The sequence below is a fragment of the Sulfuritalea sp. genome (assembly GCF_031426875.1).
Lineage (GTDB): Bacteria > Pseudomonadota > Gammaproteobacteria > Burkholderiales > Rhodocyclaceae > Sulfuritalea.
The window spans coordinates 63,561-78,824 of the sequence record NZ_JASJPC010000018.1 but is presented as its reverse complement, the minus strand read 5'-3'; the positions used below and the strand labels follow the sequence as shown (position 1 = coordinate 78,824).

12 protein-coding genes and 1 pseudogene are annotated in these 15,264 nt (G+C 64.0%); 4 read left to right on the top strand and 9 right to left on the bottom strand.

Annotation, left to right across the window (positions count from 1 at the left end):
• Positions 1 to 13: 13 nt before the first annotated feature.
• From RMO95_RS08035 to RMO95_RS08025, 3 genes are all read right to left on the bottom strand, one after another.
• On the bottom strand, positions 14 to 1,456 hold the full coding sequence (locus RMO95_RS08035) for an NAD-dependent succinate-semialdehyde dehydrogenase (protein WP_310450092.1): 1,443 nt from the start codon (positions 1,454 to 1,456) through the stop codon (positions 14 to 16).
• Positions 1,457 to 1,620: 164 nt separating this feature from the next.
• Positions 1,621 to 2,415, bottom strand: coding sequence for an HpcH/HpaI aldolase/citrate lyase family protein (locus tag RMO95_RS08030; protein ID WP_310450091.1), 795 nt, complete (start codon positions 2,413 to 2,415; stop codon positions 1,621 to 1,623).
• Between the two features lie 6 nt (positions 2,416 to 2,421).
• Complete coding sequence (locus tag RMO95_RS08025) at positions 2,422 to 3,336, bottom strand: LysR family transcriptional regulator (protein ID WP_310450090.1); 915 nt, start codon at positions 3,334 to 3,336, stop codon at positions 2,422 to 2,424.
• Between the two features lie 95 nt (positions 3,337 to 3,431).
• Here RMO95_RS08025 and RMO95_RS08020 point away from each other — a divergent pair, with 95 nt between their 5' ends.
• Positions 3,432 to 4,076: a thiol:disulfide interchange protein DsbA/DsbL gene (locus tag RMO95_RS08020; protein ID WP_310450089.1), complete on the top strand. Its 645-nt coding sequence runs from the start codon at positions 3,432 to 3,434 to the stop codon at positions 4,074 to 4,076.
• 3 nt (positions 4,077 to 4,079) lie between these two features.
• Positions 4,080 to 4,595 carry a disulfide bond formation protein B gene (locus RMO95_RS08015; protein ID WP_310450088.1) on the top strand — a complete coding sequence of 172 codons (516 nt, stop codon included), beginning with the start codon at positions 4,080 to 4,082 and terminating at the stop codon, positions 4,593 to 4,595.
• 21 nt (positions 4,596 to 4,616) lie between these two features.
• Here the strand turns inward: RMO95_RS08015 and RMO95_RS08010 are convergent, their stop codons facing one another.
• The 6 genes and pseudogenes from RMO95_RS08010 to RMO95_RS07985 all read right to left on the bottom strand — a co-directional run.
• Entirely contained in the window at positions 4,617 to 5,252 is a 636-nt protein-coding gene (locus RMO95_RS08010; RefSeq protein WP_310450087.1) for a hypothetical protein, read from the bottom strand.
• Between the two features lie 10 nt (positions 5,253 to 5,262).
• Complete coding sequence (locus tag RMO95_RS08005) at positions 5,263 to 6,201, bottom strand: branched-chain amino acid ABC transporter permease (protein WP_310450086.1); 939 nt, start codon at positions 6,199 to 6,201, stop codon at positions 5,263 to 5,265.
• Complete coding sequence (locus RMO95_RS08000; protein ID WP_310450085.1) at positions 6,198 to 7,085, bottom strand: branched-chain amino acid ABC transporter permease; 888 nt, start codon at positions 7,083 to 7,085, stop codon at positions 6,198 to 6,200. The genes RMO95_RS08005 and RMO95_RS08000 overlap by 4 nt, the downstream gene beginning before the upstream one ends.
• A gap of 25 nt (positions 7,086 to 7,110) precedes the next feature.
• The gene (locus RMO95_RS07995; protein ID WP_310450084.1) at positions 7,111 to 8,343 is read right to left on the bottom strand and encodes an ABC transporter substrate-binding protein; all 1,233 of its coding nucleotides are present in this window, start codon (positions 8,341 to 8,343) and stop codon (positions 7,111 to 7,113) included.
• Positions 8,344 to 8,395: 52 nt separating this feature from the next.
• Positions 8,396 to 9,103, bottom strand: a complete 708-nt coding sequence (locus RMO95_RS07990) for an ABC transporter ATP-binding protein (RefSeq protein WP_310450083.1) — start codon at positions 9,101 to 9,103, stop codon at positions 8,396 to 8,398.
• Between the two features lie 92 nt (positions 9,104 to 9,195).
• Positions 9,196 to 9,957: pseudogene (locus tag RMO95_RS07985) on the bottom strand (ABC transporter ATP-binding protein); the annotation flags it as partial.
• Positions 9,958 to 10,184: 227 nt separating this feature from the next.
• Here RMO95_RS07985 and RMO95_RS07980 point away from each other — a divergent pair.
• Together RMO95_RS07980 and RMO95_RS07975 are read left to right on the top strand one after the other, a co-directional pair.
• Positions 10,185 to 14,837, top strand: a complete 4,653-nt coding sequence (locus RMO95_RS07980; protein ID WP_310450081.1) for an EAL domain-containing protein — start codon at positions 10,185 to 10,187, stop codon at positions 14,835 to 14,837.
• The gene (locus RMO95_RS07975) at positions 14,838 to 15,260 is read left to right on the top strand and encodes a hypothetical protein (RefSeq protein WP_310450080.1); all 423 of its coding nucleotides are present in this window, start codon (positions 14,838 to 14,840) and stop codon (positions 15,258 to 15,260) included. It begins immediately after the preceding gene.
• Positions 15,261 to 15,264 lie beyond the last annotated feature (4 nt).

Below are 15,264 nucleotides of genomic sequence, written 5' to 3'. Positions count from 1 at the left end.
GCTTAGAGCGCGATCACAGGCCGGCCATGGCCAGGTACTTGATCTCCAGATATTCCTCGATGCCGTGACGCGAACCTTCGCGGCCCAGGCCCGACTGCTTGACGCCGCCGAAGGGTGCGACCTCGTTGGAAATCACGCCGGCATTGATGCCGACCATGCCGTAATCCAGCGCCTCGCCGACGCGCCAGGCGCGTGCGATGTCGCGGCTGTAGAAATACGCGGCAAGGCCGAACTCGGTGTCGTTGGCCATACGCACCGCCTCGGCTTCGTCCTTGAAGCTGAAGATCGGCGCCACCGGGCCGAAGATTTCCTCGCGCGCCAGACGCATCGCCGGCGTCGCGCCGGTCAGCACCGTCGGCTCGAAGAAAGTGCCGCCGCGCGCATGGCGCTTGCCGCCGCAAACCACCTTGGCGCCCTGCGCCACGGCATCGGCCAGCAGCTCCTCGACCTTGGCCAGCCCGGCGCCGTCGATCAGCGGACCTTGCGTGACGCCCTCCTCCAGCCCGCTGCCGACCTTGAGCCCGGCCACGGCGGCGGCGAGCTTCTGCGCGAACGCATCGCGCACGCCTTCCTGCACCAGGAAACGGTTGGTGCAGACGCAGGTCTGCCCCGTATTGCGGTATTTCGAGGCCATCGCCCCGGCTACCGCGGCGTCGAGGTCGGCGTCGTCGAAGACGATGAAGGGCGCATTGCCACCGAGTTCCAGCGACATCTTCTTGACGGTCGGCGCGCACTGCGCCATCAGCAAGCGGCCGACCTCGGTCGAGCCGGTGAAGGACAGCTTCAGCACTTTCGGATTCGAGGTCAGCTCGCCGCCGATCGGCACCGGTTCGCCGGTCACGATGTTGAGCACGCCGGGCGGAATGCCCGCCTGCTGCCCCAGCCAGGCCAGCGCCAGGGCGGAAAGCGGCGTCTGCTCGGCCGGCTTGACCACCATGGTGCAGCCCGCCGCCAGGGCCGGCGCGACCTTGCGCGTGATCATCGCCGCCGGAAAATTCCACGGCGTGATCGCGGCGCAGACGCCGACCGGCTGCTTCAGCACGATCAGGCGCCGATCCGGCAGCGGCGAGGGAATGATTTCGCCATAGACGCGCCGCGCCTCCTCGGCGAACCACTCGATGAAGGAGGCCGCGTAGGCGATCTCGCCGCGCGCCTCAGTCAGCGGCTTGCCCTGCTCCAGCGTCATCAGGCGCGCCAGGTCTTCCTGGTTTTCCATCATCAGTTCGAACCAGCGCTTGAGGATCTTCGCCCGCTCGCCGGCGGTCTTCGCCCGCCACGGATGGAAGGCGGCCTGCGCGGCGTCGATCGCGCGACGGGTCTCGGCAGCGCCGAAACTCGGCACCGAACCCACCAATTCGCCCGTAGCCGGGTTGCGGACTTCGAGGCTGGCGCCGGTGGCGGTCAACCATTCGCCATCGATCAGGCAGGCATTGCGCAGCAGTTCAGGATTGTTCATGGGGTGCTTTCGATATCAAAACGAAGTTTCAGTGAAGGATAAGACCGGGTTTATCGGCGTTAAGCGCAGCGGCCGTAACTAAAATCAAAGTTTAGCCGCATTGCGCCAGAAAGCGGATGCCCATCCGAAGACAGCAAACGCCGTCTCGCCAGCGCCAACTCTTGTCAGGTCGCTGCGCCAAGTTCGGATTGGTCGCCCTGGAAGGAAGCCGCCAGCTCCACCGCCGCGCTGCGCAGCAGCGTGGTATCGCCGCCGACGGCGACGAAGCTGGCGCCGCAGGCGCGATAGTGCTGCGCCAGCTCCGGCTCGGTGACGAAGATGCCGGCGGCCTTGCCGCTCGCTGCGATGCGCGGCAGCGCAGCCTCGATGGCGGCCCTCACCTCGGGATGCCCGGAATCGCCGAGATGGCCCAGCGAGGCGGCGAGATCGGCCGGACCGATGAACACGGCATCGACGCCCTCCACGGCCAGTATGGCGTCGAGATTCTCCAGGCCCGCCCGCGTCTCGACCTGGACCACCAGGCAGACCTCCGCGTTGGCATGTTTGACATAGTCCTTGATGCCGCTCCAGCGCGCGGCACGCGACAGCGAGGCGGCGACGCCGCGGATGCCCTCGGGCGGATAGCGCACCGCGCGCACCAGTTGCTGCGCCTGCTCGGCGTTGTCCACCAGCGGCAGCAGCAGGGTCTGCGCGCCGGCGTCGAGATACTGCTTGATCAGCGCGGGATCGTGACTCATCGGACGCACCAGCAACTGCACCGGATAGGGCGCCGCGGCCTGCAGTTGCGCGAGTACGCTGGCGGGATTGTTGGGCGTGTGCTCGGCGTCGATCACCAGCCAGTCGAAACCCGCGCCGGCGAGAATCTCCATGCTGATGCCATTGGCCAGGCCGACGAAGAGTCCGACCTGCCACTGCCGCTGCCGCAGCCTTTGCCTGAAGAGATTTTTCGGCATTTCCATGATGACTTATTCCAATGGCAAGCCCTTGTCCCAATAGGGTTCGGGACCGAGGCGCAAGGCAAGAAAATCGACGAAGGCGCGCACGCGCTGCGGCACGAAGCGGTTGCCGGGGAATACCGCGAACATGTCGAGCACCGGCGTCTGGAATTTCCTCAGGATCGGCACCAGCAAGCCCCGGCGAATTGCTTCGGCGGCAATGAAGGTCGGCCCGTAGAGTATGCCCATGCCCTGGATGGCGGCGTCCTGCAGCGCGTTGCCGTTGTTGGCGGTGATCGGCCCGCTGATCTCGACCGCATGCGGCAGACCGTCGATGAGGAAAGTCCAGGTGCTGCGCGAGGTCAGCGAATAGGGCAGACAGGCGTGCTGCGCCAGCTCGTCGGGATGTTTTGGCTCGCCATGCCGCTGCAGATAGGCCGGCGCCGCGGCGACCACCGAACGACAGGTGGTCAGGCGCCTTGCCACGGTGGTTTCCGGCAGGCGCTCGGTGATGCGCAGCGCCAGGTCCAGGCCTTCCTCGATCAGGTTAACGCGCCGGTCGTTGAAGTCGAGGTCGATGCGGATGTCGGGATGCGCCTGGGAGAATTCCAGGATCAACGGCGTCAGGTGCAGCAGGCCGAAGGTCAGGGGCACGGTGGTGCGTATGCTGCCGCGCAGGGTTTGCCGCTCGCCGGCCAGGTCGCCCTCGGCTTCGTCGATGCGATCCAGGATATCGCGGCATTGCTCGATATAGGTGGCGCCGGCGGAGGTCAGCGACAATCGGCGCGTGCTGCGCGCTATCAGCTTGACGCCCAGATGCGCTTCCAGCGCCGCAATCTGGCGCGTCACCGCCGAGCGCGCCACGTTCAACTGGTCGGCCACGGCGGTAAAGCTGCCCGCTTCGGCCACCCGGACGAAAGTCTGCATCGCCGCCAATCGATCCATGAAGGTCTTGCCCCGTATAAATTTCGGCCTTCGATCATTGTATGGGGAACGCTGTCTTACAATTCCAATCGAAAACAATTTCCACGGAGATATTCATGAAGCGACTCGTTACCCTGCTGTTTTCTGCCCTCCTTGCATGGTTGGCCCTGCCCGGCCTTGGCCTGGCCGCCGAACCGCTGGCCGGCCGTGAATTCAAGGCAATCAGCCCGCCCCTGGCAAGCACCAAGGACAAGATCGAGGTGATCGAGTTCTTTTCCTATGGTTGTCCGCATTGCAGCGATTTTCATCCCCTCGTCAGCAAATGGTCCGCCGGCCTGCCGAAGGACGTGACTTTCCGGCGCGTGCCGGTCAGCTTCAATCGTCCGGAATGGGCACGACTGGCCCGGATTTTTTACGCGCTGGAAACCACCGGCGACCTGGCCAAGCTCGACACCGCGGTATTCATTGCGATTCACGAGCAGCGCGTGGCTTTCAAGACCGACGAGGCCGTGGTCGCCTGGGCGGCCGGCAAGGGCGTCGACCGCAAGAAATTCGCCGATGCGATGTCCTCCTTCGCCATGCAGAGCAAGGTGCAGCGCGGCGATCAGGACGCCACCGCAGCCCGCATCGGTGGCGTCCCGGCGCTGGCGGTGGATGGCAAGTTCCTGATCAACAACGAGGCCGCCAACAGCTACGAGGACTTGCTGAGGATTACCGACAGCGTGATCGCCAAAGCGCGCCAGGATCGCAAGGGAAAGTAAGGCGTGATCCTGCTACGCCTGCTGCTGACCCCGCGCGGCCTGTTCGCCGCAACCGGCGCGGCGGCCGTGGGCCTGGTCGCCGGCGGCCTGGTTCTGGCCCACACCATGAATCTTGCCGCCTGCCCGCTGTGCATACTGCAACGCATGCTCTACCTGCTGCTGGGCATCGAGGCCATCGCGGCGTGGTTTCTTGCCGGCGCACGAGCGACGCGCCTGGCAGCGGCGCTGCTGATGGCCGCCACCGCGCTGACCGGGGCGGGCATCGCGGCCTACCAGACCTGGCTGCAGCGCTTCGCCAAGGGCGTCAGTTGCACGGCCGACCAGCCATGGTGGGAGCATTTTGTGAATTGGGCCGGCAGCCAATGGCCGCTGCTGTTCGAAGCATCCGGCCTGTGCTCGGAGGCCGGCTGGAAGTTTCTCGGTCTGTCGATCGCCGAATGGTCGCTGATCGCCTTCAGTTCGATGAGCATCGCCATGCTGGCGGCCATGCTGCGCAATACGGATAACCGCAAGGCCTGAAACGTGAAGTTTCGGCCCTGATCAGCCCCGGTCGGCGCGCTTGGTCAGGGCGGCGGCTTCGGCGGCCGACAGACGTTTCCAGGGCAGCGGAAACAGCCCCGGCGCCTTCTCCATGTAGCGGCGATAGGTTTCGCCATAGACCGCCAGCAGCTTGCCTTCCTCCAGCTTCGAGCCGACCACGAAGTAGGCGGTGATCATCAGCGCCGATACCAGCAACGGCCCATTCATGTCGCGGGTCCAGATCAGGACCAGCCCGACGCAGTACCACGGATGGCGGACAAAGCGATGGATGGCTGAAATCGTGAAATTCTCCGGATGATCGTCGCCATGCTGGCGCAGTTGGCGCAAGCCGAGAAACTCGCCCATGTCATAGCCGGGACCCGACAGCAGCAGACCCAGGATGGCCGCAAGCGCAAGGCCATCGGCCAGCCAAGCCCAGGCGCCCTGCCATCGCCAAAGCCAGTCATTGTCTCCGCGGTAGACCAGCCACAGCACCGGGATCAGCGTCAGCGTGGCCAGCAGGTTGAACGCGATCCGGTAGCCGGGCATGAATTGCGGCCAGCGGCCGGCGATCCAGGCCTTGAAGCTGGACGCAGCCAGGACGGAATGCAGCGCGAAATAGCCGAGCCAGGCCAGGGCAATCACGGCCAGTTTCATGACGGAAGGCTCAGCCAGGTTTCTGGCCGATCACCCGCTTGTACAGCGCCAGCGATTCACCGACGATGCCGCGGCGGAAGGCCAGCACGCAGATCACGAAAATCGCGCCCATGATCACCGTGACCAGCGAGCCGACCTTGTCGGCCAGTTCGTTCTGCAGCGTGACGATCACCGTCGCCCCGACCACCGGGCCGAACACCGTGCCCATGCCGCCCAAGAGCGTCATCAGCACCACCTCGCCCGAGGTGTGCCAGTGGGCGTCGGTCAGCGTGGCGAACTTGAACACCAGGGTCTTGGTCGCCCCGGCCAGCCCGGCCAGGCCGGCCGAAAGCACGAAGGCCAGCAGCTTGTATTTCGCCACGTCATAGCCCAGGGAGATCGCGCGCGGTTCGTTTTCGCGGATGGCCTTGAGGATCTGGCCGAAGGGCGAATGGATGGTGCGCTGGATCAGCCAGAAGGAGCCGGCGAAGATTGCCACGACGAGGTAGTAGAGGTTGATGTCGTCGGCCAGGTCGAGGCCGAACAGCGTGCCGCGCGGCACGCCCTGCAGGCCGTCCTCGCCGCCGGTGAAGGGCGCCTGGAGGAAGAAGAAGAACACCATCTGCGCCAGCGCCAGCGTCACCATGGCGAAGTAGATGCCCTGGCGGCGGATGGCCAGGCTGCCGATCACCCAGCCCAGTCCCGCCGCGGCGACCGTGCCGGCCAAGAGGCCCACCAGGGTCGGCAGTTCCCAGACCTTCAGCGCATGGCCCGTGACATAACCCGCGCTACCGAGAAACACCGCGTGGCCGAAGGACAACAGGCCGGTATAGCCCAGCAGCAGGTTGAAGGCGCAGGCGAACAGCGCGAAGCACAGCACCTTCATGACCAGGATCGGATAGATGAACATCGGCGCCAACAGCAGCAGGCCGAGGCCGAGCAAGTAGGCGATGATCACGCGCCGGTTCATTTCTCCCTCCCGAACAGGCCGGCCGGACGGATCATCAGCACCACCGCCATGATCATGAACACCACCGTGGCGCTGGCCTCGGGCCAGAACACCTTGGTCATGCCCTCGATGATGCCGAGGCCCAGCCCCGTCAGCACCGAACCGAGTATCGAGCCCATGCCGCCGATCACCACCACCGCAAAGACGATGATGATCAGGTTGGAGCCCATCAGCGGGCCGACCTGGGATGCCGGGGCGGCCAGCACGCCGGCAAATCCGGCGAGGCCGACGCCGAAGCCGTAGGTCAGCATCACCATCAGCGGCACGTTGATGCCGAAGGCCTGGGTCAGCTTGGGGTTTTCCGTGGCGGCGCGCAGGTAGGCGCCCAGCCGCGTCTTCTCGATCATGTACCAGGTGGCGAGGCACACCGTCAGAGAGGCGACGACTATCCAGGCGCGATACTTGGGCAGGAACATGAAGCCGAGGTTGAAGGCGCCGGCGAACTCATCGGGAATCGAATAAGGCTGGCCTGCCACGCCGTACAGGTCGCGGAACAGGCCCTCGATCATCAGCGCCAGGCCGAAGGTCAGCAACAGGCCGTAAAGGTGGTCGAGCTTGTACAGCCATTGCAGCATCAGGCGTTCGATCAGGATGCCGATCAGGCCGACGCAGATCGGTGCCAGCACCAGCGACCACCAGTAGCCGACACCCAGATACTCAAGAAAGATCCAGGCCAGCATGGCGCCCGTCATGTAAAGCGCGCCATGGGCGAAGTTGATGATGTTCAGCATGCCGAAGATCACGGCAAGCCCCAGGCTCAGAACGGCATAGAAAGACCCATTGACCAGCCCCAGCATGAGCTGGCCGAACAGGGCCTGGATCGGTACGCCGAAAATCTCCGTCATGCGAACATCCTCAACAACAGACTGCCTACTTTTTGGCTACGGCGGCGCAACGCGACAGCGACATCGGCTGGAAGGCCTCGTCACCGGGAATCACCTGCTTCACGTTGTAGTAGTCCCACGGCTCCTTCGAATCGGCGGGCTTCTTGACCTCGACCAGGTACATGTCATGGACCATGCGGCCGTCCTCGCGAATCTTGCCGCCCTTGGCGAAGGCATCATTGATCGGCGTGGCCTTCATCTGTTTCATCACCGTCGCCGTGTCATCCGTGCCGGCCGCCTGTACCGCCTTCAGGTAATGCAGCACCGCCGAATAAGTACCGGCCGGCAGCATGTTGGGCATGCCCTTGTGCTTGCTGAAGAAACGGCGACTGAATTCACGCGTTTCCTTGTTCAGGTTCCAGTAGAAGCCCTCGGTGAACATCATGCCCTGCGTGGTCGGCAGGCCCAGAGCGTGAATGTCGACCACCGTGGTGAGCAGGCCGACCAGGGTCTGGTTCTTGGTGATGCCGAACTCGTTGGCCGCCTTGATCGAGTTGATGGTGTCGCCGCCGGCGTTGGCCAGGCCGATCACCTTGGCCTTGGAGGCCTGCGCCTGGAGCAGGAAGGACGAGAAGTCCGACGCATTCAGGGGATGGCGCACGGCACCCAGCACCTTGCCGCCATTGGCCTTGACCGCATCCATGGTGTCCTTTTCCAGCGAATGGCCGAAGGCATAGTCGGCCGTCAGGAAGAACCAGCTGTCCTTGCCCTGCTTGGTCACCGCCTTGCCCGGACCGTTGGCCAGCGCGTAGGTGTCATAGACGTAGTGCACCACGTTGTTCGGCGCGCAATCCTCGTTGGTCAGGCGCGTCGACGCGGCGCCGGTGTTGAGCATGATCTTGTTCTTTTCCGTGGTGACCTTCGCCACGGCAATGGCCACACCGGAATTCAGCACGTCGGTGACCATGTCCACGCCTTGCGTGTCATACCACTCGCGCACCTTGTTGGATCCGACGTCGGCCTTGTTCTGGTGGTCGGCGGAGACCAGCTCGATCTTGAATTTCGGCTTGAACTGCGCCTTGAAATCCTCGATGGCCATCTCGGCCGCCAACACCGAGCCCTTGCCGCCCAGGGCGGAATACACCCCTGACATGTCGGTCAGCACGGCAACCTTGACCACGTCGCCGGAAATCTTGCCTTTGGACTGCGCCAGAGCGGATCCAGCCGCCGGCAAGATCAGTGCGGAAATGGCCAGGGCCAGCAGTTTGCGTTTCATCATGGTGTCTCCTCCTTGGATAAAATTGAACCAGACCCGAAGTTTCAAAGCGTACTTATACCCCGAGGTACTCCTGCAGCAGATGCTGCTTTTCGCTGATTTCGTGCTGCGCGATTTCCTCCATCACCTGCCCATGCTCGACAATGAACATGCGGTCGGCCAGCGGTGCGGCGAAGCGGAAGTTCTGTTCGACCAGGATGATGGTGTAATCGCGCTGCTTGAGCATCCTGATGACCTCGCCCAGCTTCTGCACGATGACCGGCGCCAGCCCTTCGGACACCTCGTCGAGCAACAGCAGCTTGGCCCCGGTGCGCAGGATACGCGCCATGGCCAGCATCTGCTGTTCGCCGCCGGAAAGCCGCGTGCCCTGGCTATTGCGGCGTTCCTTGAGGTTCGGGAAGATTTCGTACAACTCGTCCAGGCTCATGCCGCCGCTGCCCACCTGCGGCGGCAGCAGCAGGTTTTCCTCGCAACTGAGGCTGGCGTAGATGCCGCGCTCCTCCGGGCAGTAGCCGACGCCCAGCCGGGCGATGCGGTGCGAAGGCATATCGATCACTTCGCGGCCATTGAGCATGATCGATCCGGTGCGCCGCCCGGTCAGGCCGAGAATCGCGCGCAAGGTCGTGGTACGCCCCGCGCCGTTGCGTCCCAGCAGGGAAATGCATTCGCCGCGCCGCACCGTGAAATCCATGCCATGCAGCACATGCGATTCGCCGTAGAAGGCATGCAGGTCGGAAACCCTGAGAAATTCGGTGGCGCTCATCTGCCGCCTCCAGCAGTCGAGCGCAGCGAGCCGTCGTCACCCCCTTCCCCGGGAAGGGGGCCGGGGGGATGGCTGTCAACCGTGGGGACTGAGGCCAGCTCGCTGGCTTCAGTCCCCATATAGGCCTCGATCACCAGCGGATTGGCCGCCACCTCGGCGTACGGCCCTTCGGCCAGCACCGAGCCGCGGGCCAGCACCGTCAGCGTGTCGGAAATCCCGGCAACCACTTTCATGTTGTGCTCGACCATCAGGATGGTGCGGTTGGCCGAGACCTGCTTGATCAGTTCCATGACCCGGTGCACGTCCTCATGCCCCATGCCCTGCGTGGGTTCGTCAAGCAGCATGAGTTCGGGATCGAGCGCCAGGGTAGTGGCAATTTCCAGTGCGCGCTTGCGGCCGTAGGGCATTTCCACGGTCACCATGTCGGCATAAGTTTCGAGGCCGACCGCGGTCAGCAGTTCCATGGCGCGGTCGTTCAGCAGATTGAGGCTGCGGTCGGACTTCCAGAAATGAAAGCTGGTGCCCAGCTTGCGTTGCAACGCAATGCGCAGGTTTTCCAGCACGGTGAGGTGGGGGAACACGGCGGAAATCTGGAAGGAACGCACGATGCCGCGCCGTGCGATCTTCTCCGGCGCTTCGCGCGTGATGTCGATGCCGTTGAAACGGATCTCGCCGCGAGTCGGCTCGAGAAACTTGGTCAGCAGATTGAAGCAGGTGGTCTTGCCCGCCCCGTTGGGGCCGATCAGGGCGTGAATGTGCCCACGCCTGACTTTGAGGTCCACGCCATTCACCGCGACGAAGCCACGGAATTCCTTGACGAGTCCACGGGTTTCGAGAATGCAATCTTCGGCCATCAAGCTCTTTTCGAATTATTGGGGCGCCGACCATCAGCGCCCCGCTCTCTGCTGCAGCCGATTATGCTGTGCGCCTTGCGTTTGCGCAAGCAGGCTCGAATCCGCGACTTGCGGAAATACCCCTCACACAAACAGTTGCATAGTTATCTGCCTGCAATTAGGCTGCCACCATGGTATCCATGGACCATATCGATAAAATTCCGCGGCAGGCCTCGGGGGCGGAACAGATGCGACGACGCGCAAGCGGCACGATGCCGCTGATGATCGCCTGCATCGTGCTGGCGATCGGGCTGCTCATCAGCGTCGGACTGTCGCGCCATGCACGTGACAACCACGAAAACGAGGTGCGGACGCGCTTCGACGCCGGATCGAGCCTGGCGCTGGCCGGCATCCAGAACCGCATCGACGATTTTCAGGCCGTGTTGCTTGGCATGCAGGGTTTGTTCATCGCATCCGAGCACATCGACCGCCGCGAATTTCAGCGCTATTACGGCAACCTTCGCGCACAGCTGCGCTTGCCGGGCGTCAGGGCGCTGCACTTCACGCGCCGCGTGGCCGACTCGGAAAAAGCTGCGTTCGTAGCTGCCGTGCGTCGCGACCGCGCCCTCGATGCGCAGGGGTATCCGGATTTTGCGATCCATCCGGAAAGCGCCGGCGCCGAGCATTTCATCATCGAATATATCGAGCCCCTGGACAGCAATCGGAGCGCCTTCGGCCTCGATGTCGGCAGGCAGCCGTCCAACCTGGCGTCATTCCTCGCCGCGCGCGATACGGGCCGGATCAGCCTGACGCCGCCATTTCAACTGGTCCAGACGCCGCAAGGCGAAAAAGGCCTGGTGTTGCGCGCGCCGATATATCGCTACGGCGTGCAATTGACGTCGACCGACGAACGTCGTAGAGCCTTCGTCGGCCTGGTCGGGATCTCGCTCAACGCCGGTGAAATATTCAAGGATATCTTCGCCGAGCCCTATCTCGCCGGGCATTGTGTCGTCGTGCACGACCTGGATTCCCGCGGCACCAGCGCGAATCCCGCACCCGTGATGCAATTGATCGCGGAGACGTGTGCCGGCGCAAGCCCGCTCGGGACTTCGGACAGCGGCATGGCGACTACCACGATCATCCCGGTAGGGGGCCGCCTTTGGCAAGTAAGCGTCAGCGCCAGGCAGGATTGGCTCGCCCAGCAGCAGGAAAGCCAGGCACCGGCGCTGATCCTCGCCACCGGGGTCGTCATCAGCCTGCTGCTGGCAGCGCTCTACCTCGCGCTGGCGCGCTCGCGCAGCAAGGCCGAACAGCTTGCAGCGCAAATGACGCGCGACCTGCGCCAGAGCGAACGTCGCTTTCGCGCGATGGCCGAGATGTCCACGGACTGGTTCTGGGAACAGGACGCCGAAGCACGCTTCATCAGCATCACCGGCGCCGGACTTGCCAGCGCCCGCAAAATGCCGCTGCCGCTCGAAACCATCAAGGGCAAGACGCGCTGGGAGGTTTCTCCGTCGGCGCTGTCGCCCGCGCAATGGGATGCGCACCGCCGGCAGCTCGCGGCACACGAAGCCTTCGAGCTGGAGTACCGGATGGGCGCCGCGCCCGGCGAGGAGCGCTGGCTCAAGGTATGCGGTGAGCCCCACTATGACGATGCCGGCCGGTTCGTCGGCTATCACGGCACCGCGCGCGACGTCACGGTGCCCAAGCAGGCCGAGATCGAGATGGCCCGCAAGACGCGGGTGCTGCAGGCCACCCTCGACAACATGTCGCAGGGAATCAGCGTGGTCGACGGCGATCTGCAGATGATCGCGCTCAACCGGAAGTTCTGCGAAATCCTGGATTTCCCGCCGGAGATGGGACACGAAGGCGCCAGCTTCGAAAGTTTCATACGCTATAACGCCGAACGCGGCGAGTACGGGCCCTGCGATGTCGACGCCAAGGTGCACGAAATGATGGAGCGCGCCAGGGCCGTGCAAGCCCACCGCTTCAAGCGCACCCGGCCCAACGGACGCATCGTCGAGGTCGTCGGCAATCTCCTGCCCGATGGCGGCTTCGTCACCACCTACACCGACATCACCGAGCAGGAGCTGGCCGAGCAGGCGATCCGCGTCAGCGAAGCGCGCCTGAAACGCGCCGAGCTCGCCTCCAAATCAGGCAACTGGGAATATCACCTCGATTCCGATGCCATTATCATTTCGGACGGCGCCGCCAAGCTGTACGGCGTGCACGACACCCAGCTCGACTATGCCGACGTCAAACCGGTGGTGCTTCCAGAATATCGATCCTTGCTCGACGCAGCGATGAAAGATCTGATCGAAAACCATCGACCGTACGACGTGGAGTTCAAGATCAGGACCGTGGATGCGGGCGAGTCCAGGGATATCCATTCCATGGCCCGCTTCGACGAGGAAAAAAGGGTTGTCTTCGGCGTGATTCAGGACATCACCGAGCGCAAGCAGGCCGAGGCGACGCTGCTCCAATCCGAAGAGCGCTTTTCCAAGGCATTTCACTCCAGTCCGCTGATGGTTTCCATCGCCCGCGTAAGCGATGGGCGCTTCATCGACGTCAACCGCAACTACGAGCGCGACTTCGGTTGGAAGCGCGAGGAACTGATCGGGCGCACCTCGCTCGAAGTGGGCCTCTGGCCCGACGCGGAAGCGCGCCGACCATGGGCCGCGGCGCTGCTGCGCGACGGCCGGGTGGTTAACCGGGAAACCACCTGGCGCCACAGGAACGGAGAGCTTCAGTGGGTCAGCATCTCGGCCGAAAGCGTCGACATGAACGGCGAGCAATGCATTCTGGCCTTCGTCATGGACATCACCGAACGCAAGCAGGCGGAGGAAAAGCTGCAGCTTGCCGCCAGCGTATTCACCCACGCCCGCGAGGGCATCACCATCACCGATGCCACCGGCGCGATCCTCGAAATCAATGCCACCTTCACCGACATCACCGGCTACGGCCGCGAGGAGGTGCTGGGGCGCAATCCGCGCATGCTGAAATCCGGACGGCACGAAGCCGAGTTCTATGCCACGATGTGGCGCGAGCTGATCGCCAACGGGCACTGGTACGGCGAAATCTGGAATCGCCGCAAGAATGGCCAGATTTATGCCGAGATGCTCACCATCAGCGCCGTGCGCGACGCTGCCGGGAATACCCAGAACTATGTCGCCTTGTTCACCGATATCACGGCGCTCAAGGAACACCAGCGGCAGCTCGAACATATCGCCCATTACGATGCGCTCACCGGCCTGCCCAACCGCGTGCTGCTGGCCGATCGCCTGCAGCTTGCGATGGCCCAGAGCCAGCGGCGCGACCAGTCGCTGGCCGTGGTCTATCTCGATCTGGATGGCTTCAAGCCGGTGAATGACCAGTATGGCCATGAAGTCGGCGACGAGCTGCTGATCGCCGTTGCGCAACGCATGAAAGGCGCCTTGCGCGAAGGCGATACCCTGGGGCGTCTGGGCGGCGACGAGTTCGTCGCCGTACTGGTCGATCTGGAGCAGGCCAGCGACTGCGAACCGGTGCTGGCCCGCCTCCTGCTGGCCGCCGCCGCGCCGGCGACCGTAGGCAATCTGGTTTTGCGCGTTTCCGCCAGCATCGGAGTGACGCTCTATCCGCAGGACGACTCGGATGCCGACCAGTTGCTGCGCCATGCCGACCAGGCGATGTACCAGGCCAAGCAGGCCGGGAAAAACCGTTACCACCTGTTCGACCTGGTGCAGGACGCGGCGGTAAGGAGCCAGCGCGAGAGCATCGAAAACATCCGCCACGCCCTCGCCCACCGCCAGTTCGTGCTGCATTACCAGCCCAAGGTGAATATGAAGAGCGGCGCGGTGATCGGTGCGGAAGCCCTGATCCGATGGCAGCACCCCGAACGCGGCTTGTTGCCGCCGGCCGCCTTCCTGCCGATCACGGAGAACCATCCCGTCAGCGAGGAACTGGGCGAATGGGTCATCGACACGGCCCTGGCGCAGATGTCGCAGTGGCGCGCCGCCGGGCTGGATATTCCGCTGAGCGTGAATGTCGGTGCGCGCCAGTTGCAGCAGGGCGATTTCGTCTCGCGCCTTGCCGAACTGCTCGCGACCCACCCCGACGTTCCGCCCGCCAGCCTGGAACTGGAAGTGCTGGAAACCAATGCACTGGAAGACGTGGTCAAGGTTTCGGCGATCATGCACGCCTGCCGCGCGATCGGCGTGCGCTTTGCGCTGGACGACTTCGGCACCGGCTATTCGTCGCTCACGTATCTCAAGCGCCTGCCGGCGGATGTGCTCAAGATAGACCAGAGCTTCGTGCGCACCATGCGCGACGACCCGGATGACCTGGCCATCGTCGAAGGCATCATCGGACTGGCCACGGCGTTTCGCCGTCAGATCATCGCCGAAGGCGTGGAAACCGTCGCGCACGGCGAACTGCTGCTGACGCTGGGTTGCGAACTGGCGCAGGGCTATGGCATTGCCCGACCCATGCCGGCAGCCGAATTGCCCGGCTGGATGCTCAGCTGGCACCCGGATGCCGCCTGGAAGGCCTGGTCGAACGGCAGCGTGCATCGCGACGATCTGGCCGTGATATTTGCCGAGGTCGAGCATCGGCACTGGGTGCGCAACATGGAACTGTTTCTGTCCGGCGAGCAGGATGCGCCCTTGTCCCTGGACCCGCATCAATGCCGCTTTGGGCGCTGGCTGGACACCGACAGCAAGGCGCGTTTCGGCGATCGCCCGGGTTTCCCGCCGGTGATCGCCGCGCATGAGTGCGTGCATGTGCTGGGACACGAACTGGTTAACTTGTACAGTCAGGGACGGGTAGCCGAGGCGCAGGCGCGGATCGGGGAACTGCATCGCCAGCGCGATGAACTGATTGCCGGACTGCGCAGTCTGATCCGTGGCAGGGAGGCAAATTGATTGATGGAGGGCCTGGTGCAGAAGCAGTGTCGAACCGTCATCGATGCGCAGCGTGAAACACCCCCGCGAAAGCGCGCGGAGCGGCACCGCTCGGCTGCTCATGCCATGAAGCGCGGTTGCCTGGCGACTCTGGCTTGCCTTGTCGCCGTCGGGGCGGAAATTCCCGCGGCCGGCGCCCAGCCAGTGATACCGGGATCGACCGCGTTCTGCCTGTTTGAAGTTCCGCTCGATGAGAGCGGCAAGCGACGCTGGATCAACCTCGGCATCGTGCAGTATGTCGAGGCGACCCAGACCGAGGTGAGGATCTTCTACGGCGCCGGAAGTTTGGGCAGCGGCCACGAGGCCAGGATCGTCGTCGCCAGCATGGAGGCAGCTTTGCAGGTGCTGGAGAAGATGCGCCGGGTGGCTGCCGCCTGCCGCTGACGCC